The sequence below is a fragment of the Oceaniferula spumae genome, assembly GCF_042849255.1.
In the GTDB taxonomy this organism is placed as follows: Bacteria; Verrucomicrobiota; Verrucomicrobiia; order Verrucomicrobiales; family Akkermansiaceae; genus Oceaniferula; species Oceaniferula spumae.
This window is the reverse complement of sequence record NZ_AP026866.1, coordinates 4014999-4035397: the sequence shown is the minus strand read 5'-3', so window position 1 is coordinate 4035397 and position 20399 is coordinate 4014999. Positions and strand designations below refer to the sequence as shown.

The window sequence follows — 20399 nt, the reverse complement described above, 5'->3', positions numbered from 1 at the left end:
AGCATCTTCCCCCCATGACAGCTCCTGTATTACCTCGTAAAGGATGGAATGCATTCGTCCATCATCTTGCGCGCGATGCCAAGCTCTGGCTGTGGGTCGCCTTTCTTCTTTTTGTAGCACGAGCCCTGTTGATTTGGTTGAATCGGTTCAGCCTGGCTGACGAAACTGGGTTTACAACATTTGCTACCGCATTTTTTGTAGGCTTTCGTTTTGATATGCCGGTGGCCACGGTGTTCACCCTACCTAGTTTTCTAGCAGCTTGCCTAGGGATCTTGATTCCGATGAACAAGGTCATCTCGGCACTCAGAGCTATCAGCACCTATTTCTTTACCATCAGCTGGGTGCTGATCACCACGATTACCCTTGGCTACTTTAAGCAGTATCATAATCAGTTCGATGCTCATTTGTTAGGTGTGGTTTACGATGACTTTGGAGCGATCGTCATGACCGTCTGGAAATCATACCCTGTCATCCTCGGTTCCATTGTGATGATCATCATCGGATTCGTTCTTATCTATATCGGCCGCCGTTGGATCAAAGCCCCCTTCCCCATTCTTGCCGCGCCGAAAGCGCCTTCACACTTCCTCTCAAAGGTCGGTGTCACCTTGCTACTTCTGGTTCTGTTAGCAGTAGGTATCCGAGGATCCGTCGGCAGCAGACCGATGCAGAAAAAAGATGCCGCACGCACGATGGATAGTGTGCTCAATCGCTGTGTGATTAATCCTATCACGTCTCTGGCTTATGCCATAAAATCCCATCGAGAATTGATGCGCGGTGATGGGCTGGAGCGCTACCTGAAAAAAGGCAACATCCTTGATGCATGCAAGGATTTCAGTGGTAGACAAGATATCCACCACCTTGATGATGCCTTCCTCAGAAGTGCTGAAGGGCATCGCGGCAAGAAGCCCAATCACATCTTCCTGTTAGTGATGGAAAGCTACGACGGCTGGACCATGCTGCCAAAGCATTCGGAGTGGAATATTTCAAACGAGCTTAAGAAGCTGGGGAAAGAAGGGGTTTACATCGAGCAGTTTCTTCCCGGATCACGCAGCACAATGACCTCGTTAGCCACAATCATCAGTGGCATGGCTGACGCAGGTGTGATCACCAACGAGCGGTCGTCCCCGTTAGATCCTGCCTATGCCACGGCCTTGGCGATGCAGATGAAGCAGCTCGGTTACGAGACTCATTTTTGGTATGCTGGATATGGAAGCTGGCAGCGGATTGAAACCTTCTGTCATGAGCAAGGGTTTGAGTTCACCCACATGGGAGCTGAGATGGGGCCTGGAGAGGGCATCAATGAATGGGGAGTCACCGATGAACATCTTTTTTCCTATATCGAATCTAAATTTAACCCTGAAAAACCCAGCTTCAACATCGTCCTAACATCGACTAATCATCCACCCTACGATTTGGATTTAAAAAAGGCCGGCTGTCCCTTGACCTCTGTTCCAGCCCCCTACCAGGCTGCTTACGAACGTGGCACTGCCACTGTGAACATGTTAGGCCATCATTGGTATTCAGACAAATGGATGGGACATTTCGTGAGAAATATTACATCAAAAACGCCTGGATGTCTTTTTGCCATCACTGGTGACCATTGGGGGCGGATTTACCCCGGCCCCAGACCGGAAAGTTACGAACGAGCCATCGTTCCGTTAGTTCTTTATGGTCCGGATGTTCTGCCCAAGGATATTGACGGAAAGAGCCTGCGTGGCAGCCACTACGATCTAGGCGCGACGTTAATCGAAATGGCGGCAGACCGAGGTCACAAGTATCATGCGATCGGCCGGAACATTCTGGAAACTCGCCCCGATGATATAGCCATTTCCCGCCTGTGGCTGATGGGTAAAGATTTCATCGTATCCACCTCCGACGGTGCCCAGTTGAGAACCCTGGACGGTCAACCACTCGACAACGAACCCAATGCTCTCACCAAAGCTCGCAGGACTTACAAACTCATGCACGGGCTGTCCTGGTGGCGGCTCCGCAAAGGCAACGACCTACCTGACGACGATTAATCCCCATGAAAACAATCACACGAGATCAGCTTGATGCCATTTGTAACAATGGTCGCCCGATCGATAGCAAGGGAGGCTTCCCAGCGGTGGTCTTGCACCCCGATGGCACCATCACCAAGCTGTGGGCGCGTAAGAAGGGGTTCTTTTCCTCTGCCACATTACACCCCTATTCTGGTCGATTTGTTAGCAATGCAGCCAAACTTTCAGCTCTTGGCATCAAGGTTCCTGAGATTATTGATCACGCGCGCTTGGAAAATAGCCATGTTCGTCTGGTGACCTATCGTGGACTTTCGGGCGATAGCATTCGAGAGCTTCTGGAAACAGCCCCTGACCAAGTCGATATGGAAGCTCTCTGTCGATATATCGACCACCTTCACGGCAAAGGCATCTCCTTTGGTGGCATGCACTTGGGAAATATTATCAAAATGCCAGACGGCTACGGCCTGATTGATTTCACGGATGTGCGTTTTTATGGGAAATCACTTACCCCACAAAAGCGCGCTGCCAATCTGCGGACACCGCTACGGTATCAAGAAGACATTGACCGGATTCAAAAGGCCGGTCTTCCAGAACTAGTCGACAGCTATCTAACCGTCGCCGATCTGACAGATTCAGAAAAAGTAGAAGTTAGGAAACTCCTGGGTCGTTAGAGCTTGGAAAAAACACCGGGGAGAATGGGATCGTGGCCGCGATGTCTGCGATAAAAGCCTTTGGCTCGTTTGACCACAGATTGCCACAGCTCCTGATCCTGTTCGAGCTTCTCTCGCCACTGGTCACCAAGGTAGATTTTTAAGAAAGCGACGAAATCCCGATCGGTCACTGGGCAGTCAATTGCTGAAAAAAGCAAGGCTCCCAAATCCTTGGCAAGCCAACGATGCGGCACCTTGTCCCTGATCTGAGCGCGATGTAAGTCAATCAAGGGCAGCCTGAGTTCCTCATCCGGTTGCCAATTTGACCAATCGCGTTCGAGGATGTGAAAGTGACAGAGATAGAAATCACGATGGTTCATGCCGGCACCGTGCATCCGTCTAGCGGCATCCGCCACGCGGCGAATGATCGCTCGCTTGAGTTTGAGTTTTCCTCCCGCTGGCAGGTCGGGGATGACTTTGAGAAAATCCTCCACCTCCACTCGCTCATCGAGTGCCTCCATGATGACGAAGGATTCACGTTTGGCTGGGTTTGCTCCGCGCGAGCCCTTGCCTACGATTTTCACTGTGGCAACGCCTGACTTTTCCAGCAAATCGACTGCTTTCCATTCGTTGGATGCATCGGTGACGGGGAGACGAAAACTGCTCAAATTTTTCCAGATTTCACCCCATCCGATACCGTGGTGAATTTTGGCAAAATACTCACGACCGTTGTGGGTAAACAAAAGCGTTCTCCGTCCCTCTTTGGCACGGTAGACATCCCCCTCCAGAGCCATGACCTGCTCGAAAGCATCCGCTCCGGAGAATTTGTCACGCATCTCGGCAGACAGTTCAATCATCCGCCAACAGCAGAGCCTGCATCGCCGGATTGGTCAAGAACCGACGCGGCCACCATTCGCGAGAAACATCTCGATTTGCCTAACCCCGGCATCCATACCTGAGTAGAGGTCTTCTGTTTCAGCATAGAGAAGTGCCTTCTCGGCACGCTGTTGCCATGGTTCGGAAATCATTCGCTCGAGGGAATGATTCAAGGCATCCTGATCAAATGGCGAAACTAACACATGGCCAGAACCAGAGGAGGTCACATGGTTGGCAAAACCGCAGCGATCCGTGGTCAGCACACCTGTTCCAGCGCTGAGAGCTTCCACCAAGACCGTGCCGGTATTCTCACTGCGTGCAGGGTGAATCATCAGATCGGCCGCAACCATCAGCTCCCAAGCATCATCACGAGCGCCGAGAAAATCGACTTTGTCACCTACCCCCACCTGCTTGGCTAACTGCTGGTATTTCCCTGTCTTTCCATCTCCGGCTACGACGAATTTCACCCTCCCCGGCATCGCTCCACATGCACGAATCGCACGATCAAGCCCCTTGGTGGCGAATCCTGAGCCGACAAAAAGCACCACAGGCAAATCATCTGGCCAGCCCATGTCTGCACGGACTTTTGCTCTTATCTCCAGCTTCGCGTCCATGAGAAGCTCCCTTTTCCGAATCCCGGGAGGCAACACAGTGATCCGCGATTCCTCGGTGCCATAGCGGGCCACATACTCCGGCACCTCCATACCTGTTAGGAGTAACAAATGTGTATCGCCACCCGCCTCAAACAATTTTTGCTCCAAGCCCGCGTAATAACGGAACTTACGGCTTAGTCTGTAAAACAACGATCGATCGCGTTCAATGCGAAGCCTATAACAAGGGTCTGCGGCATAATAAAAATCCATCGTCGTTTCCATACGGCTGAAGCCAATGACGGCGTTCACCACCTTGGTATTGAGCCAAGCAGCCGCGTCTTGGTCGAAGTTCTGATCCATTGCCACATTGGAAAGCCCTCTGGCACCGAGCACTTGCACCTCGACCTCTTCAGGCGTCTCCCCCTCCCAGCTGCGTGTTAGAATCGTCACTTCGTGTCCGTTAGCTGCCAAAAGACCTGCCATCTTGACACAGTCACGCTGAAGCCCCCCAAAGGGGAAATAAAACTGGAGCATGAGAACAACCTTCATAGCAATGGAACATAGACTAACCAAACAAACGGCTATGGCAAATACGCCCGCAATAAAAATCTCAATGATCTCCCAGAAAGCAAACGCAACGGATAAGCCTGAACCCCTCGCCAGAAACACTGCCGGGCTTCTTTTTTCCGCCCTGCTCTTAAAATGATGCGACTGGCGGAGAAATACCGACTAGCAGTGTATCGAGCGCGCTGAGGAATCACTTCGTCCGGAAGGTTGGCTATTTTAAATACTTCATCGACCAGAGTCTCAATAGTTCCTGCCGTGTGGGTTGCGTTGTGGCGAAGGCTGGTTTCGCTTCGATGTAGAATCGACAAGCAATGCTCGGTCAAACCGACTCGATCGCTTAGCAATAATCTGACAAATACCGGTATATCCTCCCACTGTCTCATCTTCTCCGTGTAGCAAAGCCGATCTATCAGACGCCGGTGAACAACGATCGATCCATGGGTCGGGCGAAGTTTTTTCTTAAACAAAAAATCAATCACCCGCTGTGCTTTATCGTCATACAGTCGGCCTGGTCCTTGGCGATGATTTTCATGTGGCCAGCGAACTTCATACCCTCCTATGACCACATCCAGCTCATTCCTTTGAGCGATATACTCTCTGAAATGAGCGATGCCTGTGGGCGTTACCTCGTCGTCGCAATCCAAAAACCACAACCACTCACCTTGGGCGATCTGAAGACCATGGTTTCGGCTCGCTGCGGCACCTTGGTTCTCCTGATATACACTGACGACCTTACCTGGGTAGGCCTGCTCAAGTTGGGCACAAATATCAGCCGTTTCATCCACAGACCCATCGTCGACAATGACCACCTCCAGACAGTCCGAACCCGATGCAAACACGGAATCGACTGCACGGCGGAGTGTCGCGCTACCGTTGTAGATTGGGATAATGAACGATATTTGCATCGATGAATGAGCCTTGCTCATAGGAGCCACTGGGCTACACCCGCCGATCCTTTCAGTCACGTCTAAACAACGGGACACGGACAAACACGCCGGAACCCTCGAGCCCCCTTGAGATGGTGGATGAAATCCCTTGACCGCAATGCCGCACACGCTAGATCTCATTGATTGCGCTAAGCAACAAAATCACCACAATGTCAGAATCGCACACAGACCCCAACTGGGAAGAGGCATTGACCGAGGCCGGCTACCCTGACTTCGACTCATGGTGGAAAGCTGAAAAGAATCTCGTCGAAGAAGGCAATTTCCGAGGTGCCGATGACAACGCCTCATGGAGCCATGTTTCCAGGATCGTACTGGATGACGGGCGAGTGATTTACCTGAAACGTCAGCAAAATCATTTCCCCAACAATGTGCTGCTGAAGCTGAAGCGCATCGCAACTTTCGAACTCGAGTGGCAGAACTACCAACGACTCCAAGCCGCTGGTGTCCCCACGCTGAAGATCATCCACTTTGCCAGTCGCAAACACGATGGCAATCGCCAGTGCATTGTTGTCTCCGAGGAGCTCAAGGGAATGACCCCCATTGACGAGCTCATCAAATGTTTTCAAAAGACGGAATGGCCTTCTCGGAAAGAGCGTCTGGCTATCGTCGAAGCCATTGAAAAAGTGATCCGGAAGATGCACGATGCAGGCATCATTCACAATGCGCTCTACGGTCGGCATATCTACCTGAACATCCCTATCGAGGATGGTTCCTATGTGATACCTGACAAACTGCACGCCTGCTTGATTGATCTCGAACGCACCAAATTCCCTGGAGCCAACTCCCCGAAGTTGATCAAAAACGATCTCGAGAAAATGTATCGTCGGATACCGCAATGGCCGGCTCGCGACTGCCTGTGGTTCTTGAAAAAATACCTCGGCATCAAGAAGCTCACACCAGAGGCGAAAAACATCGCACGTCAGATCGCGCCCACTCGCAAGCGTTAGGCTGCGGAGATAAACTCGAACTCTACTGGCGAGCTTCTAACGCTTTCCGAAAAACATCGGCTGTTTTTCGGTCATTGCTCCAGTTACGCATAAAGCGAGCCATGTCCTTTTGCTGACGGCGCTGGTGTTCACTTTCGTTACGATCGAACTTCAACCCATCGAGGTCTATCAGCGAAAGATTACCGTCCTCATCCACCATGAAATTACTCGCTTTCATGTCACCGTGCGTAGCATTCAGGGCATCCAGTTCATGCCAGCGGCTGACGAATTCAGTGGCGATTTTCCCCGTGGGTTCAAAAATCCGCTCGGAATCAATCGTGTCCAAAGGCTCTCCGGATATCTTATCCATGAGCAGATAGGCCTTATCCATGAGCAGACCTGATTTGATCAACAAACAGGCAACCGGCCTCGGCGTGCGCACTCCGAACAACCTCAGGACTTGGCCGTTGGTCCAGCTTCTCAACGCCCGGGGTGAGGACAAGCAATGCCTCAGACGGTAGAGCAAAGGTTTTCGGTTATACCTCTTCAGAACATATGAAGAGCCTCCATGCTCAACCTCCACGACAGTGCATGTGTTCCCGTCCTTAAGCAGAGCAGTGTGCTCAAAATAATGGTCAGCATTTTTGATCAGCTGTGTTTTTAAATCGGCAGGTAAATCGCGACACCCTAACCATGTGCGCCCATTCGCATCTTCGCGTTCGAACTCCGTACAAGCTCGCCTTGTTTTCTTAAAGTAGCTTTTGCGTCTGGTATCGATCGCTGTTGGAATGGTCTCATTGAGAGATTTGGATAAAGCGGAACGATCCAGATCCGCAGGACAAGCATCCAAATAAGCGCTCAAACATCCCATAAAAACGGTGTGATCAGGCAGTGCTACATTGGCCGTGAGCAGAGCGAGGTTCGCCACCCGTTCATCGATTCTGAGACGCCGATCGAGAAACATGCAACTGCCAGCGTCTAACATGTAAACCTCCCCGTCTGAGCAAAGGTAGTTTCCTAAGTGATCATCCTTCTGCCAGCAGCCTGAATTATGCTGCCTGGCGTGGAGCTCGAGCAATGCTGAGTAGAGCTCGGTTTTGCTCGCGATATTCTCAGGTTCCAGACTTGAAAGCACCTCTAGGAGCGTGCCGCCATTGGGGATAAACGCAGAAGCCACAGCCAGGCTCCCATCATCGCCCTTTGCCAAGAACAGAGGCTTTGGAATATTCAAATCGGCGGAGTGCAGCTTCTGAGCGTTTTGCCACTCGGCATCGGCATCACGTTTTTGTTTCGCGTGCGGATGGAATACTTTGACCACAGCCTCACACCCCTCGGCATTCGCCTTCCATGCTGTGCGTCGTTCAGGCAGGTGTCGCAGGCACACTTTCAGCTCAACTGTTAGCTTACCGCTGTCTGCGGTCGGAGTCTGCTCATTCCCACTCTCAGTCCCTCGAGACTGGACTGTCAGATTGAGGCTATGCGCCTGAGGTTCCATAAAAGAGAGAAGCGGCTGTCAGAAAGGTATCATCCTCTCCGGCCAGCCGCCTCTGTGAATATTTCAAGAAGTCTGCTAGAAGCGAACATTCAGCTGGAGGCGACCCTCCGTGCTCGGTCCGTCATCGAGAACTCCTACGCTGACGCCGGCATTCAGATCAACATTCGAACCAATGGGAACGATCACCTGAGGAACCACTTGAAGACTGTTGTAGTCGCTGACGTCACCTTGGTAAACGACTTCTACCGCAGGGTAGATCCAAGCATTGCTAGGTGCGTAAATGAAAGCAGCCGAGGCATCGAGCAGGAAGAATCTGTCGCTGTCACTGTTTGGGTGAATATCGTCAGACTCCCAGTAGTAACGTCCACCGACGTTGCCCACGAAGGTCCAGCAGTTGTTTAGTTGCTTGTCGGCCTTGATTCCGAAAAGCAGAGCTCCACCACGATGGTTGATACGGTCGGTTTGACCATTGGGCTGAGTCTCTGAGTCGAGGTAGTCACGAAGGTAACCAACGCCAAGGTAAGCAGCGAGGTTGTAGTCACCTACTCCGTTGGCTTTTTTAAACTGCCACTCAAGAGTCAGGCTGGGAAAATCTAAGAGACCCGTGTCACCGTCGACGTCGACGTCACCGCCTGTTGCGATGTCACGCGCATCCCCCTCGGTTTTGAGTGGGTAGTAAAAACGGAGTTGCAAGCTGTCGCTGAGTGGCACAAGCAGCTCGATATCGTAAGTGCTGCCGTCGAACTCATCGATTTCCTGAAGCTCGACGTCCTTGAATGAACGGTATCCAGCACGTAGGGTCCAATGTGTGGCAGTTTGGGCGTAGCGTGAGAACAGAGGCTGAATTTCACGGTCGGAGCAAGGCTCAACCGGAGTAGGTAATACCATACCTCCTTTGGAGGAATCACCTGCAGACGCAGGTAAAATGGCCACACAGCTCAAAAGCAGTGCGGAAATAGTAGTTGTTGTCTTTGTCATGATTGCGTTGGGTTTGCTTAAAACACCGAAACGCGGATTTAGTGACGATAACGTCGCAATGTCAATGCTATTCAAGGTCGCTGACAGGCTGGTTCAAACATCGTTTTGATAGCCGAACAGCTCGATATCACCGCGATAGCGCTCTGTGGCCAGTCGATAGCTCTCTTTGCTGTAAAATGTGCTGAAATCAGCCTTCCCCATACTTGAACGGTTATTATGCGGGGATGGTGGCATGCCGAACTTCTCTCTCAGTTCTTCCCAGTCTTCATTGAACCGTTCAATTTTCCCGATGTAATCTGTGATTAATTTCCCATCCGCCGAGAGAAACCATGCCTGAGATCTGAAGTGGCGCTCAGCTCGTTCGTCCGGGATGGTGGCCACGATCTGAACAAACTCATCAAATGACATATCAGCCGTAACGCCGAGTGCCTCAAATGGCAACTTCCCTCCACTTTTTCCAGCATCCAAAACCTTGTTCGCATAACAAGAGTAGAGCCGGCTGAGCGGATTCCGCACGAAAGTAAATATCGGCAGATCCGGCCATTTCTGTCGGATGGTATTGGGTAGATAAAAACCGGAGTTTAGTTTATCGAAGCGTTCGACCACATCCTCGGTGACTTCATCATAGGTGATTTCTCTGCCTTCATTCTCCGGAAGCTGCTTCATGAGATATAAAGCAGCAGCTTGCCTGATCGACCTAGTCCCAGCCTTGTAATTTTGGATATAGCCAAGCCCTTGACCACCGTCTGCAGCAGGCAAATGCCAGAAGTGCGGTTTCACACGCTGGATTTTACGACGTTTTCGATAGTGTTTAAGCCAAGTCTTGAAATTCATGTGTGTTGAATATTGCCGTCGTTGCCGTATTCCACCTGAGAGGAATCATGTTTCAGTGGAGACCTATGCTATTTCCATCTTAGCCCCCGAATCAAGAACCAACCCCCTTTCATTGTGTCTTGATTGCCATATCATGATTTGGTTTTGCGTTGCCAATAATCGTCTGCCCTCATAGCGTGCCGACTTTAAAACGCCTGATTCAGGCCTAGGTCATCCAGCTCATGAAAATTAATCTCGTCGCACGCACCAATGGAGTTGGTTTGGACCGCGACGTGGAGATCATGCGTAGCGCCCTGTCTGACTTCCGAGAATACGACATCACCGTTTCGAGTTGCCGTAGCAATGGTAAATTACGCCGCAAGAAAGACTTTGCCGACTCCAACTACAGACCAGTCCCTTTGCTGCGCCGTCTTCCGATTTTCCGAGAAAAATACGATGCCAACATTTTTCTCGAACGAATCTATCCGCGGTGGTTTGGCAGAGCTAAGCTCAACATCCTTATCCCTAATCAAGAGTTTTTTCCTAAGTCACTGGTCGACAGCTTGGAAAAGATCGATCACGTGCTTTGCAAAACCCAGCACGCTGCCGAGATATTCCGCCAACACTGTCGATCTGTCCACACCATCGGTTTCACATCAAACGATATGCTGGATGACAGCATCGTGCCGGACTATCAGAAATTTTTCCACCTCGCTGGCAGCAGTCCTTTGAAAGGAACCGAAACCCTACTCGCACTCTGGGAAAGAAATCCGGCATGGCCGCCTCTGACGCTCATCCAGCGAGCCAAAAATGCGCCTGACAAGGTGCCTAACAATGTTCACCTCATCACAGATTATTTGTCCAACGAGGAAATCAAGCAGCTCCAGAATAGTCATGGCATCCACCTTTGCACCTCACGATCTGAGGGATGGGGGCACTATATTGTGGAGGCTACGAGTTGTCGGGCGCTTGTGGTAAGCACCGACGGACCACCTATGAATGAACTCATCAGCCCCGACCACGGGATGCTTGTGCCGTGGAACCGACAGGAACCTCGAAATTTGGGGACGGATTGGTTTGTGGACCCGGACCAACTGGAAATCATCATCAATAAACTCATAGCGATGCCACTCGAAGAAAAGCAACAGCTCGGCAAAAATGCTCGGCACTGGTATGAAACTAACCATCTCCGATTTGGAGAATCTCTACCTCAAGCCCTCTCGAAGATGCTAGCAACATCACAACATCCTTAAGCCCTGTATCTACTTGTTTTAGGCTTTTTCCTGGGCAAGGATCGGCCCGCAGGAAATATCATTATGAAAATCAATATCATCGCGCGAACAAACGGAGTCGGACTCGACCGCGATGTAGACTTGATTCACAATGCTCTATCGGCCGCCGGCATGGATGTCACGGTTTCACACTGTCGTGGTATTTCTCCGCTCCGAAGATTCTGGCCAGGTGAAAAACGCTTCGATGCGAATATCTTTTTGGAACGTGTCTTCCCCAGATGGTTTGGTTCAGCCCATACCAATCTTCTCATTCCCAATCAGGAACGATTCCCGGAACGACACACCGGACTACTGCGAAAGATCGATCATGTGTTATGCAAAAGTCGTCATGCGGAAGAGGTCTTCGGCTCCCGAGGCAACCAATGTCAGTTCATCGGGTTCACCTCAACGGACATGTTAGACTCAACGGTAGATCCTGATTACCAATCGTTTTTCCATCTCGCAGGGCGAAGCACGCTGAAAGGAACAGAAACGGTGCTCGACCTCTGGAAAAAACATCCGGAATGGCCCGAACTCACCATCATCCAGTGTAAGGAAAACGCAGTCGATCAAGTGCCTGATAATGTCAGACTCATCACCGATTACGTTCCCCACGATGAAATCCAACAGCACCTTAATCGGCACGGAGTTCACCTCTGCACATCGTTGTCAGAGGGCTGGGGGCACTACATCGTTGAAGCTATGAGCTGCGGTGCGGTTGTTGTTACTACCGATGGCCCACCGATGAATGAAATCATCTCACCCGAACGGGGCATTTTGGTTCCTGCTGCGAATACTGAATCTCGTCATTTGGGCATCAACTATCATATCGATCCCGTTAAACTCGAAAGCATGATCTCCGATTTACTTCTGATGACGGCAGAAACCAAACAGCTCTTGGGCCAGAAAGCTCGAAATTGGTTCATTGATAATGATGCCCGATTTCAAAAGGAGCTTCCGCAAGTTATCACGAAGCTTTTACAGCGCTGACCGCTATCTTATTTCCTCATCATCATGCCCGCAGAAACGCACGATTCACCATCCAAGTCGGCCATCGAACAAAACGATGTGGAACTTATTCTGGGCAACTCGAACCCGCGCTTCTCTGGAGTTACCTCGACCATGCTCCAGGTTTTGAGACATCAAAAAACAATGATGTCAGTGGCGGTAATGGGGCCTCACCATCTGCCGGAAGGAACGAGAACTCTTACATTCCTGCAAGCAGCCAAACTGTGTCGCACTCCATTGCCTGATGGTCGACCTCGTGTCTTCCATGCCCGCCGAAACAACGAGGTGTTACAAGCCTTAGCTCTGAAAAAAATCTTCGGTGCTAAAATCAAAATCGCCTTCACCTCCACAGCCCAGCGCCAACACAGCTGGATCACACGCTGGCTGATCCGCGAGTCAGATGGCGTGATCAGCACTGGATCGGCAGCGAACTCATACATCGAAGGTGGTGCCGATGTCATCATTCCTCACGGCATCGATCTCGCCACCTATCAACCGGCTAACAATCGCGCGCAAGCGTGGGAGGAGTTAGGGTATCCGGGAAAATACGGTATCGGCATTTTTGGTCGTGTGCGGCGTCAGAAAGGCGTTGATGTTTTTGTGCATGCCTTACTGCCCCTGATGGAAAAACATCCGGACTTCACTGCTATCGTGTGTGGTGAAACGACTCCAGACCAGCAAGCCTTCGAAGACGAACTGAAAAAGGAAATTGCATCGGCCGGACTGACCGATCGATTTCTGTTCATAGGTAAGCAAGATTTCTCAGAACTTCCCAAGCTCTTCCGCGCCATGAGCATAGTCACCGCGCTCAGTAGGAATGAAGGATTCGGCCTCACTATCCTTGAGGCCATGGCCAGTGGCACTGCTGTTCTGGCATCCGAGGCTGGCGCATGGAAAGACGTCGTTCGAGATGGTCAGGATGGCTACATCGTGCCCTGTGATGATGTCCCAAGCACCCAGCGAAAACTTGATGAGATGATGTCCGATTTAAATATGTTAGAGAGAATGGGGACCAGCGGAAGAAAACACATTGAGGAAAATTTCACCCTCGAACGAGAAGCCAAGGCGCTGTGTGATTTCCTCAAGTCACTCCAGGAGTGCCCCCCAAGCCACTAGCCCAAACATGGTTGTTAGGTGAACCCAAAGCAATGCGAACACAATGTGGATCGCAGTCTCGAAGGCTTTCCCTTTCCACAAACTCGATGAGTATCCAAAAAACTGGACCAGCAGACGACAGCCCCAGAAAACAGCCAGACCGCCGGCAATTGTTCTACCGAGCTGAGTGCTGATGAGGTCTTCGGCAGAGGTGATGCACAGTAAACCCATCAGCAACACGATCAGTGCGATGAAAAAAGTGTGCACATGCATGATCTGGCGAGTCAGCAGAGAGACGTCTGCCAATTCATTCTTCCAATGAAATCTTCGTGGGAAAACTCCGTGGAGTAATGCCAATCCGACTAATAGATAGCCCGATATTTCAAGAGTCGTCTTCATGATCTGTCAGAACAAATGTGGTGATTAGCGGAGCAGTTCGAGAAGTTCCTGTAACTGTTAGCCCTGCCTCACGGAAGGTCTTCAGCCAGACTCCCGCTGTGTGAAAATGAAATGCCCCGAGATTGTAAGCGATGAGATTTTGCAAGTCGCGCAGATGCTCTGTCACGACTATCAGACCTCCCGGCTTCAAACTTCGGCGCAAGTCACGAAAATAGTCCACCCGCTCTCTGTGATCGCGAATTTCGTGTGCCGCCAGAGTCAGGAGAATGACATCTAACGAGTCGTCATCTGCAGGGAAACAATCCGTCGCGTGGGCGATTGTCCCTGCTTCGGGCGGCTGTGCTTTACGTGCTCTTTGGATAGAAACCTCAGTGTGTTTCTTGGGGTCATAGAAATCGTAAACACCCCACACAATGCCCGGGTAACAAGCTCGAAGTAGGGCTGTTGTTTCATCAAACCCCGCGTGAATATTTGCTCCAGCCCCCTGCTCCGGCAGGTGAGGAGCGAGCCAGTCCAGCCGGTAGAGTCTCGAGCCATCATAAGCAAGGTAGGTTGCGACCAAGGACATGACCGTTGTTAGAAGAACTCCCAATGCGGCCAACCAGCTCAGCAAGGAAATCCAACCCGAACAAATCAAAGCTACAGTCAGCAGCACGATGACGCCCATCAAGGCAAACAGATAGAAATGCCAATTAAAGCGCACCACGGTAACTACCCCTTGGAACGGTGAACGGCTCATGCATTTCTCTCCTTTGACGGCCAAGCTTCCGCACGACCTTTTTTCCATGAATACGGCACATCACGCACCGTGAATGCTGTCGCCAATCGAACCTCGCTAAACCCGAGGGTCTTGAGATAGGGCACGTTATACTCTATCACTTTCATCGACTTCGGCTTCCACTTCTCACGCTGTCCCTCGATCACTAACACCCGGCCTTTGTCGGCATCGTAGCTAAATGTGTAGGGCATCGGCCCACAGAATCGCCGTGCCGCACGCCAATCTGGAAAAACAGAACCCTCTGGCAAATTTTCATCTTCCTCATCCACTGGCTGCACGCTGATTCGGAATCCAGAATTCTCATCGAATGCGGTAAAGAGGTCGTCACTTACTTCCGTCACGATAGGGCGATACTGATAGAGGTATGGGGTAAAGATGTTTCCCAGTGTCACCATCGATCGTTTGTCGGTCTCTGAACGAATAATCTGCAAGCCCCTAAGGCGTCTGCCAGATGCTGATTGATACCGGACAAAATGACGATAACCCGCCAGCAAGAAGTCTCTGCCCAAGATTCCCGGCATCCCCTTAGGCCGGAGTCCGCGAGTCCTCACCAAGGCGACCGCCAGAAAACCCCACTTGTCGTCATAACTATCCACCTCTAGACACGGAGGCAGCCTCGCCGCCAGTTCTCTAACAGGCACAGCAAAGGTGAGTGTGATTGAGTAATCGAACCACGCTACCACGGGGAAAGGGTTACATTGAAACGGGCCGCTCATGACTGCGAAGTAGTTGTCCTGCGGTATTCTGAATAGATCACCACGGCGCAGTATGCGAGTGCGATCAACGCGTTCCAAGCACCAAAAAGAAGTAGGTCTCGCGCCAGCAAGAACTCGATGACATTCATCAGCAGTACTCCACCAACTTGCACTGCAACCGACCATCGCCACTTCCCCCCTGACAAAACCCAAAAGCCTAACATAATTTCACCCAGCCCTATCAGCACTGTGATTTCACGTGCGTATTCATCGCCCAATATTCGAGCCACTATTTCCTGATGCCTCGGCACGAGATCCAGCACCTTGCAGAGTAGTCCATTCGCCAACCAGACAATGGCGAAGGGTATCCGGAAATATAGAGGCGGCATGATACAAGCTTATGGTCTTGTTCTCAGGGTCACGAGTCAGTCGTCCAGCTTGCGTTTCCGATATTCCACCACTTCCTCGCCGAGTTCAGCGAGTGCAGGATCGTCCAAGGCTAGGCCACTGTAACAAGATAGGAAATACATCCTTTCTTCCAGGGGGCACATTCTCCAGCCCAGATGATCCAGCGTTGCCAGATCCTTAATACGGCCATGTTTTCCTCGGATTCCACCGGTTTTATCAAAGTAGCCGTTAGGGCAGTCGATCCAGAATACCTCGACCTTCTCCCCGCGCTCACCTACACGGCGCACGAGAACATTTCTCCATTTGAGATCATCGTGGAAAAAACGGTGGTCGTGGATCTTGCGTGTGTTCTCAGCGATCGACTCGATGATTTGTCGGCGAATCGCCTTTTTAACATCCTCAGGGTCATCCCCCGCTTCGAGTTTCTTGATAAAATGGTCGAGCTGTGTAGTCCCCGTCACCTCCTCGGTGATAATCATGCAGTTCCGTGCGATACCAAATACATTCCGATACTCGCCCTGTAGAATCGGCTGACACGCAGGTATCCCTAACTCGTGAAAGAATTTGAGATTGGCGAACTCTGACTTGGATCGAGTCGGTTTGAACACTCGGGACAAGGCTCGTTTAAGTCGACGATATCCATAAAGTTTGAAATACACCGCTACCGTGCCACCATCAGGATCATCGAGCAGTTTCCTAACAACTTTTGCACGTCTTCTCTGATCTTTTCCCAGTTTGAATCCAAAGAACTCGCTGACACTTTCAAACGGATGCCGTTGGTTGATGAATGGTAAGAGCTTTTTGAACTCCGGTTCGACATGTAAACTTTCCCGCACAGGCGCGGATACTATCACAGCAGACCAACAGCTACCACTCTCTATTTGCACGATCCTACGATGATGGCTGCAAGACAAGAGTATCTTCTAACGTTTATTGCATGTATCTATCATTTCTATCAGGGCATGGTTTCATCTTGCCGAACCATGGCTTCGCGCTAATCTCCGATATCCAGTGATCCGTCTATCACCCATCATTCTGCTCTGCCTTCTCACTTGCTGCCTGCAGTCATGTGTTTTCCCCCCTGCGATTGATGCCCAAGGCAATGTCTTCACCAGACAACCTAATAAAATAATGCGGGCTCATGGCATCAGGGAGTTTGAGAATATCAAGGCTCGGAAAAAAATCAGTAACGATCCCAAATACACCGAACCAGTCAATCGGGTGGCTAAACGACTGCAAAAAGTCATCGATATGCCAGGTGCAGAATGGGAGTTTGTGGTTTTCAAGGACTCGACTCCAAATGCCTTTGCCCTCCCGGGTGGCAAGGTTGGCATAAACACCGGGCTGTTTAAGATCGTAGACAATGATACGTTATTAGCGGCAGTGTTAGGTCATGAAATCTCTCATGCCACAGCCACTCACGCGTATCAACGCATGGCTCACGCCGCGGTATCGATCATTGGGGGAGCCTTACTTTACCATGCTTTAGACCGCGAGGATGCGGACCATCCGGGCGAGACGGTGGTGGCTTATGCGATAGCAGTCTATTTACTAGATGCCCTGCCGCTTTCCAGACGTCAGGAATATGAGAGCGATCGCATCGGCGCAATCTACATGGCGGAAGCGGGCTATGATCCTCGTCAGGCAGTTGAGTTGTGGCGTCGACTGGAGAAATACCACCACCACCATGGCGGGCAACGCGCTGAATTCCTGCGCACACACCCGCATGACACCTCAAGGGTCAAGGCATTGGAAGAATTCATGCCGATTGCTATCGAACGTTATCGTCAGACCCGTGAAAAACATCCGAAACGTTGATTTCTGAGTCGTGCATTCTTAGAATCAACGACCTGGAGCACCCAATCCCAAGAAACCATGGAAGACAACAAATCAGACGCCACACCCGCCATACCGGAGGGATATGAGACCGCCACTTTCGCCGCCGGTTGTTACTGGTGCGTCGAGGCCGTGTATCAACGATTAGAGGGGGTTCACGCAGTGACCTCAGGCTTCATTGGCGGACAAGTGGAAGAACCCACCTACGAAGCTGTCTGTGCTGGCACAACTGGTCATGCAGAGGCTGTGGAGGTCATCTTCGATCCGGAGAAAATCAGCTACGAGACACTCCTCAACTGGTTCTGGCGGCTGCATGATCCTACTCAACTGAACCGTCAAGGCGCTGACGTGGGCACTCAATATCGTTCCGCCATTTACTACCACAATGAGACCCAGAAAAAGGCAGCCTCAGACTCACGGGAGGCAGCTCAAGCAAGTTTTGCCTCACCCATTGTCACTGAGATCACGGAGGCATCCGAATTTTACCCCGCTATGGTTTCTCATCAGGACTACTACCGCATCAATGGCCACGCTAACCCATACTGTCAGGCAGTGATTGCACCGAAACTCAAGAAGCTCAATCTGGAAGAGTAATCTCGGGGCTATAATTACAACCTCCGCTCGACATCGTGCAGGACGCTTGATAAATAGCCCTCATGAACTTCCGTTGGATTCTTCCATTGCTACTAGGCACTCTGATGCTGGGTATTTCAAACACCCAGGCTCAGTCCATCAAGTGCGCTACCATCGATGTGAATAAACTGATCACCGAGTATCACGTCGCCAAAAAGGAAATTGCCGAGCTCAAGGCAGAGCGGGAGAAGTATGAAAAAGAACGCGAAGAACGCCGCGAAACTCTCGGGGCTGTGGAAACTAAGATAAAAGCGTTGATCATCAAGCTCAGGGAAAAAGCCATGCCAAAGAGCGAGCGTAACACACTGATGGAAGAGTATGAGGATCTCGTCAGTCAGCACAATGCTCTCAGCAAAGACCTCAAAGAGTCTGATCGCGATCAAATCCGTGAAATCAAAGGCACGATGGCGTCGGCCACGATGAGGCTACTGGACGAGATTCAGGTCATCATTCACAAGTATGCGAAGGACAATCAATACAATTGGATCATCGACACCTCCGGAGTCAGCAACACTCAAATTTCCCCCCTCGTCTATGCCCGAAACACAACGGATGTGACTGACGCGGTGCTCGCAATTCTCAACAAAGACGCGCCCAAGGAGAAAGCTGCGACTGAGTCTCCTTAGATCATCCATCCGCCGACACCTGCATCGTCGAGCTGGATGTCACGCCATTGAATTCGCTCTCCCTCGAAGAGAAATTTGCCGAGAAATTTCCTACCTTCCAGCATTTGTGGGAGCCAGTGGGCATCGTCTTCCCACATTTTTTCCCATGGGATATCTGAAATCTTGGTCCAGACCGGAATTGCTTCGTCGGTCGCCGTGGGAGTTCCCTCAAATTCCGTTGCGACGAAAACATGACAGTGGATGTCCGGAATATCGGACATCGCAAACCACAGCTCCCCCATCTTCACTGGGTTCAGAGGGGTGATGTGCAGTTCTTCCTGACACTCTCTGATGACACACTGAAGCGGCGTCTCACCGGGATCAATTTTTCCACCAGGTCCGTTGATCTTGCCTTGGCCGATCCCTCGTAACTTTTCGATCAGCAAAACCTCGCCATCGCGAACCACGAACATCAAGGTTGCGGGCATCTCACCTTGCCAGATACTCCAATCCACGCTGCAATCCTCCATGCGCTGATTTCTAATCGTTCAAGACGTATTGGCAACGAGAAAAGCGACTTCATCTGTCCACCCACACCTGCATCTGACTACTAACAGACATATCGCCGTCATCGGCGGTGGCCCTGCCGGACTCCGCGCTGCTGAAGTGGCTGCGGGAAATGGCTCTCGGGTCACTCTTTATGACGCCATGCCATCGGTTGGTCGCAAATTTCTCATCGCAGGCAAAAGTGGACTCAATCTAACCAATGGTGAGTCATGGGAGAAATTCATCGAGAAATACAGTGGCAATGAACTGCCTCAAGAACAGTGGAAAAACATTCTCAGCCAATTTGATAATGACGCTCTGCGAGACTGGGCACTGAAACTCGGCATCGAGACCTTTGTCGCCAGCAGTGGTAAGGTTTTTCCGAAACCTGTCGATGGAACCATCCGAGCCGCTCCCCTGCTCCGCCGCTGGATTGAGAAGCTGCGAGCCCTCGGGGTGGAATTCAAAACACGCCACCGATGGACTGGTTTTGATTCCAATGGTCAACCAACCTTCGACCATTCAGGAGAGGCTGTGACAGCTTATCACGACGCCACAGTGCTCGCGCTCGGTGGTGCTTCTTGGCCAAAGACAGGATCAGATGGCGGCTGGCAGAGCATCCTGATCGAACGTGGTATTAAAATCGTCCCAATGGCACCGGCCAATTGCGGCTGGGAGGTGAACTGGCCGGAGCAAGTGCTTCACGATGCCGAGGGAGCCCCAATGAAAAACCTTCTTCTCAGCGCCGGAGCGGCCACCCGCCGTGGCGAACTCGTCATTACCCGTTACGGACTTGAGGGTGGCCCTATTTACCGGCTCGGCCCAGCCATCCGCTCCCAAACAAACCCGCACGTCATCATCGATTTTAAACCGGACATGTCCGAGCAAGAACTCAATGAAAAAATGGGACAGGTCACTCGAAACTTTGTGCGTGAAGCTCGCAGACGCTGGAGGCTTGATCCAGCCACGTGCGCGCTTCTCAAGCATCTCCCAAACCGTGGACCATGGAAAACTAGCGCCCAGCTGGCACACGAAGTGAAACACTGCCGTATCGACCTGACAAGGCCACGACCCATCGGAGAAGCCATCTCATCTGCAGGGGGAGTTGCTTGGGCTGAACTTGATGAAAATCTGATGCTTCAGAAAATGCCCACTGTGTTCGTCGCCGGGGAAATGATCGATTGGGAAGCTCCCACCGGCGGTTACCTGCTCCAAGCCTGTTTCGCCACCGGCACCCACGTGGGCCACGCAGTTTCACGTTCGTCAATTTGAAGGCCAGC

Annotated in this window: 22 protein-coding genes; 10 read left to right on the top strand and 12 right to left on the bottom strand. The window is 51.3% G+C overall.

From position 1 onward, the window contains the following. Positions 1 to 14: 14 nt before the first annotated feature. Both ACSPJT_RS17185 and ACSPJT_RS17180 read left to right on the top strand, forming a co-directional pair. Complete coding sequence (locus ACSPJT_RS17185) at positions 15 to 2021, top strand: LTA synthase family protein (protein WP_435893789.1); 2007 nt, start codon at positions 15 to 17, stop codon at positions 2019 to 2021. 5 nt (positions 2022 to 2026) lie between these two features. After that, entirely contained in the window at positions 2027 to 2671 is a 645-nt protein-coding gene (locus tag ACSPJT_RS17180) for a hypothetical protein (RefSeq protein WP_435893788.1), read from the top strand. Here ACSPJT_RS17180 and rfaP read toward each other — a convergent pair. From rfaP to ACSPJT_RS17165, 3 genes are read right to left on the bottom strand one after another with little or no spacing between them, the layout of a single operon-like run. Further along, on the bottom strand, positions 2668 to 3507 hold the full coding sequence (gene rfaP / locus ACSPJT_RS17175; RefSeq protein WP_435893787.1) for a lipopolysaccharide core heptose(I) kinase RfaP: 840 nt from the start codon (positions 3505 to 3507) through the stop codon (positions 2668 to 2670). The two genes, ACSPJT_RS17180 and rfaP, sit on opposite strands and share 4 nt — an antisense overlap. Positions 3508 to 3540: 33 nt before the next feature. Further along, positions 3541 to 4668 carry a glycosyltransferase family 4 protein gene (locus tag ACSPJT_RS17170; RefSeq protein WP_435893786.1) on the bottom strand — a complete coding sequence of 376 codons (1128 nt, stop codon included), beginning with the start codon at positions 4666 to 4668 and terminating at the stop codon, positions 3541 to 3543. Between the two features lie 32 nt (positions 4669 to 4700). Continuing rightward, complete coding sequence (locus tag ACSPJT_RS17165; protein ID WP_435893785.1) at positions 4701 to 5591, bottom strand: glycosyltransferase family 2 protein; 891 nt, start codon at positions 5589 to 5591, stop codon at positions 4701 to 4703. Positions 5592 to 5782: 191 nt separating this feature from the next. Here ACSPJT_RS17165 and ACSPJT_RS17160 point away from each other — a divergent pair, with 191 nt between their 5' ends. Next, a complete protein-coding gene (locus ACSPJT_RS17160) occupies positions 5783 to 6580 on the top strand; it encodes a lipopolysaccharide kinase InaA family protein (protein ID WP_435893784.1) in 798 nt (265 codons plus the stop codon). Between the two features lie 22 nt (positions 6581 to 6602). Here ACSPJT_RS17160 and ACSPJT_RS17155 read toward each other — a convergent pair whose 3' ends face one another. From ACSPJT_RS17155 to ACSPJT_RS17145, 3 genes are all read right to left on the bottom strand, one after another. After that, a complete protein-coding gene (locus tag ACSPJT_RS17155) occupies positions 6603 to 8054 on the bottom strand; it encodes a lipopolysaccharide kinase InaA family protein (RefSeq protein WP_435893783.1) in 1452 nt (483 codons plus the stop codon). Positions 8055 to 8129: 75 nt separating this feature from the next. Beyond that, complete coding sequence (locus ACSPJT_RS17150; protein WP_435893782.1) at positions 8130 to 9032, bottom strand: hypothetical protein; 903 nt, start codon at positions 9030 to 9032, stop codon at positions 8130 to 8132. A 93-nt stretch (positions 9033 to 9125) separates the two neighbouring features. After that, complete coding sequence (locus tag ACSPJT_RS17145; RefSeq protein WP_435893781.1) at positions 9126 to 9866, bottom strand: sulfotransferase family 2 domain-containing protein; 741 nt, start codon at positions 9864 to 9866, stop codon at positions 9126 to 9128. A gap of 221 nt (positions 9867 to 10087) precedes the next feature. Between ACSPJT_RS17145 and ACSPJT_RS17140 the strand changes: the two genes are divergently transcribed. The 3 genes from ACSPJT_RS17140 to ACSPJT_RS17130 all read left to right on the top strand — a co-directional run bounded on the left by ACSPJT_RS17140 (position 10088) and on the right by ACSPJT_RS17130 (position 13240). Continuing rightward, positions 10088 to 11098 carry a glycosyltransferase gene (locus tag ACSPJT_RS17140; protein ID WP_435893780.1) on the top strand — a complete coding sequence of 337 codons (1011 nt, stop codon included), beginning with the start codon at positions 10088 to 10090 and terminating at the stop codon, positions 11096 to 11098. Between the two features lie 63 nt (positions 11099 to 11161). Next, entirely contained in the window at positions 11162 to 12106 is a 945-nt protein-coding gene (locus tag ACSPJT_RS17135) for a glycosyltransferase (protein ID WP_435893779.1), read from the top strand. A gap of 24 nt (positions 12107 to 12130) precedes the next feature. Beyond that, the gene (locus ACSPJT_RS17130) at positions 12131 to 13240 is read left to right on the top strand and encodes a glycosyltransferase family 4 protein (RefSeq protein ID WP_435893778.1); all 1110 of its coding nucleotides are present in this window, start codon (positions 12131 to 12133) and stop codon (positions 13238 to 13240) included. Here ACSPJT_RS17130 and ACSPJT_RS17125 read toward each other — a convergent pair. Genes ACSPJT_RS17125 through ACSPJT_RS17105 form a run of 5 tightly spaced genes read right to left on the bottom strand, consistent with a single transcriptional unit; the run spans position 13211 to position 16335 of the window. Next, a complete protein-coding gene (locus ACSPJT_RS17125; protein ID WP_435893777.1) occupies positions 13211 to 13618 on the bottom strand; it encodes a hypothetical protein in 408 nt (135 codons plus the stop codon). The two genes, ACSPJT_RS17130 and ACSPJT_RS17125, sit on opposite strands and share 30 nt — an antisense overlap. Then, a complete protein-coding gene (locus ACSPJT_RS17120) occupies positions 13602 to 14357 on the bottom strand; it encodes a methyltransferase domain-containing protein (protein WP_435893776.1) in 756 nt (251 codons plus the stop codon). Before ACSPJT_RS17120 ends, ACSPJT_RS17125 begins: the two co-directional genes overlap by 17 nt. Beyond that, the gene (locus tag ACSPJT_RS17115; RefSeq protein ID WP_435893775.1) at positions 14354 to 15112 is read right to left on the bottom strand and encodes a DUF2071 domain-containing protein; all 759 of its coding nucleotides are present in this window, start codon (positions 15110 to 15112) and stop codon (positions 14354 to 14356) included. The genes ACSPJT_RS17120 and ACSPJT_RS17115 overlap by 4 nt, the downstream gene beginning before the upstream one ends. Next, positions 15109 to 15480, bottom strand: a complete 372-nt coding sequence (locus tag ACSPJT_RS17110; protein WP_435893774.1) for a DoxX-like family protein — start codon at positions 15478 to 15480, stop codon at positions 15109 to 15111. Before ACSPJT_RS17110 ends, ACSPJT_RS17115 begins: the two co-directional genes overlap by 4 nt. A 36-nt stretch (positions 15481 to 15516) precedes the next feature. Then, complete coding sequence (locus ACSPJT_RS17105) at positions 15517 to 16335, bottom strand: lipopolysaccharide kinase InaA family protein (RefSeq protein ID WP_435893773.1); 819 nt, start codon at positions 16333 to 16335, stop codon at positions 15517 to 15519. Positions 16336 to 16510: 175 nt separating this feature from the next. Here ACSPJT_RS17105 and ACSPJT_RS17100 point away from each other — a divergent pair, with 175 nt between their 5' ends. From ACSPJT_RS17100 to ACSPJT_RS17090, 3 genes are all read left to right on the top strand, one after another. After that, a complete protein-coding gene (locus ACSPJT_RS17100; RefSeq protein WP_435893772.1) occupies positions 16511 to 17317 on the top strand; it encodes a M48 family metallopeptidase in 807 nt (268 codons plus the stop codon). A 57-nt stretch (positions 17318 to 17374) separates the two neighbouring features. After that, positions 17375 to 17929 (top strand): peptide-methionine (S)-S-oxide reductase MsrA, encoded by a 555-nt coding sequence (msrA, locus tag ACSPJT_RS17095; RefSeq protein ID WP_435893771.1) that lies wholly within the window; start codon positions 17375 to 17377, stop codon positions 17927 to 17929. Positions 17930 to 17991: 62 nt separating this feature from the next. Then, positions 17992 to 18594 carry an OmpH family outer membrane protein gene (locus tag ACSPJT_RS17090; RefSeq protein WP_435893770.1) on the top strand — a complete coding sequence of 201 codons (603 nt, stop codon included), beginning with the start codon at positions 17992 to 17994 and terminating at the stop codon, positions 18592 to 18594. On the opposite strand, the gene ACSPJT_RS17085 is transcribed toward ACSPJT_RS17090, so the two are convergent. Then, on the bottom strand, positions 18591 to 19103 hold the full coding sequence (locus ACSPJT_RS17085) for an 8-oxo-dGTP diphosphatase (protein WP_435893769.1): 513 nt from the start codon (positions 19101 to 19103) through the stop codon (positions 18591 to 18593). The genes ACSPJT_RS17090 and ACSPJT_RS17085 overlap by 4 nt on opposite strands. A 28-nt stretch (positions 19104 to 19131) precedes the next feature. Between ACSPJT_RS17085 and ACSPJT_RS17080 the strand changes: the two genes are divergently transcribed. Then, entirely contained in the window at positions 19132 to 20391 is a 1260-nt protein-coding gene (locus tag ACSPJT_RS17080; protein WP_435893768.1) for an NAD(P)/FAD-dependent oxidoreductase, read from the top strand. Positions 20392 to 20399 lie beyond the last annotated feature (8 nt).

Bases quoted from the DNA above. Each gene is read 5' to 3' on its own strand.
- ACSPJT_RS17185 (WP_435893789.1), top strand. From the start codon at position 15: ATGACAGCTCCTGTATTACCTCGTAAAGGATGGAATGCATTCGTCCAT.
- ACSPJT_RS17180 (WP_435893788.1), top strand. From the start codon at position 2,027: ATGAAAACAATCACACGAGATCAGCTTGATGCCATTTGTAACAATGGT.
- rfaP (WP_435893787.1), bottom strand. From the start codon at position 3,507: ATGATTGAACTGTCTGCCGAGATGCGTGACAAATTCTCCGGAGCGGAT.
- ACSPJT_RS17170 (WP_435893786.1), bottom strand. From the start codon at position 4,668: ATGAAGGTTGTTCTCATGCTCCAGTTTTATTTCCCCTTTGGGGGGCTT.
- ACSPJT_RS17165 (WP_435893785.1), bottom strand. From the start codon at position 5,591: ATGCAAATATCGTTCATTATCCCAATCTACAACGGTAGCGCGACACTC.
- ACSPJT_RS17160 (WP_435893784.1), top strand. From the start codon at position 5,783: ATGTCAGAATCGCACACAGACCCCAACTGGGAAGAGGCATTGACCGAG.
- ACSPJT_RS17155 (WP_435893783.1), bottom strand. From the start codon at position 8,054: ATGGAACCTCAGGCGCATAGCCTCAATCTGACAGTCCAGTCTCGAGGG.
- ACSPJT_RS17150 (WP_435893782.1), bottom strand. From the start codon at position 9,032: ATGACAAAGACAACAACTACTATTTCCGCACTGCTTTTGAGCTGTGTG.
- ACSPJT_RS17145 (WP_435893781.1), bottom strand. From the start codon at position 9,866: ATGAATTTCAAGACTTGGCTTAAACACTATCGAAAACGTCGTAAAATC.
- ACSPJT_RS17140 (WP_435893780.1), top strand. From the start codon at position 10,088: ATGAAAATTAATCTCGTCGCACGCACCAATGGAGTTGGTTTGGACCGC.
- ACSPJT_RS17135 (WP_435893779.1), top strand. From the start codon at position 11,162: ATGAAAATCAATATCATCGCGCGAACAAACGGAGTCGGACTCGACCGC.
- ACSPJT_RS17130 (WP_435893778.1), top strand. From the start codon at position 12,131: ATGCCCGCAGAAACGCACGATTCACCATCCAAGTCGGCCATCGAACAA.
- ACSPJT_RS17125 (WP_435893777.1), bottom strand. From the start codon at position 13,618: ATGAAGACGACTCTTGAAATATCGGGCTATCTATTAGTCGGATTGGCA.
- ACSPJT_RS17120 (WP_435893776.1), bottom strand. From the start codon at position 14,357: ATGAGCCGTTCACCGTTCCAAGGGGTAGTTACCGTGGTGCGCTTTAAT.
- ACSPJT_RS17115 (WP_435893775.1), bottom strand. From the start codon at position 15,112: ATGAGCGGCCCGTTTCAATGTAACCCTTTCCCCGTGGTAGCGTGGTTC.
- ACSPJT_RS17110 (WP_435893774.1), bottom strand. From the start codon at position 15,480: ATGCCGCCTCTATATTTCCGGATACCCTTCGCCATTGTCTGGTTGGCG.
- msrA (WP_435893771.1), top strand. From the start codon at position 17,375: ATGGAAGACAACAAATCAGACGCCACACCCGCCATACCGGAGGGATAT.
- ACSPJT_RS17090 (WP_435893770.1), top strand. From the start codon at position 17,992: ATGAACTTCCGTTGGATTCTTCCATTGCTACTAGGCACTCTGATGCTG.
- ACSPJT_RS17085 (WP_435893769.1), bottom strand. From the start codon at position 19,103: ATGGAGGATTGCAGCGTGGATTGGAGTATCTGGCAAGGTGAGATGCCC.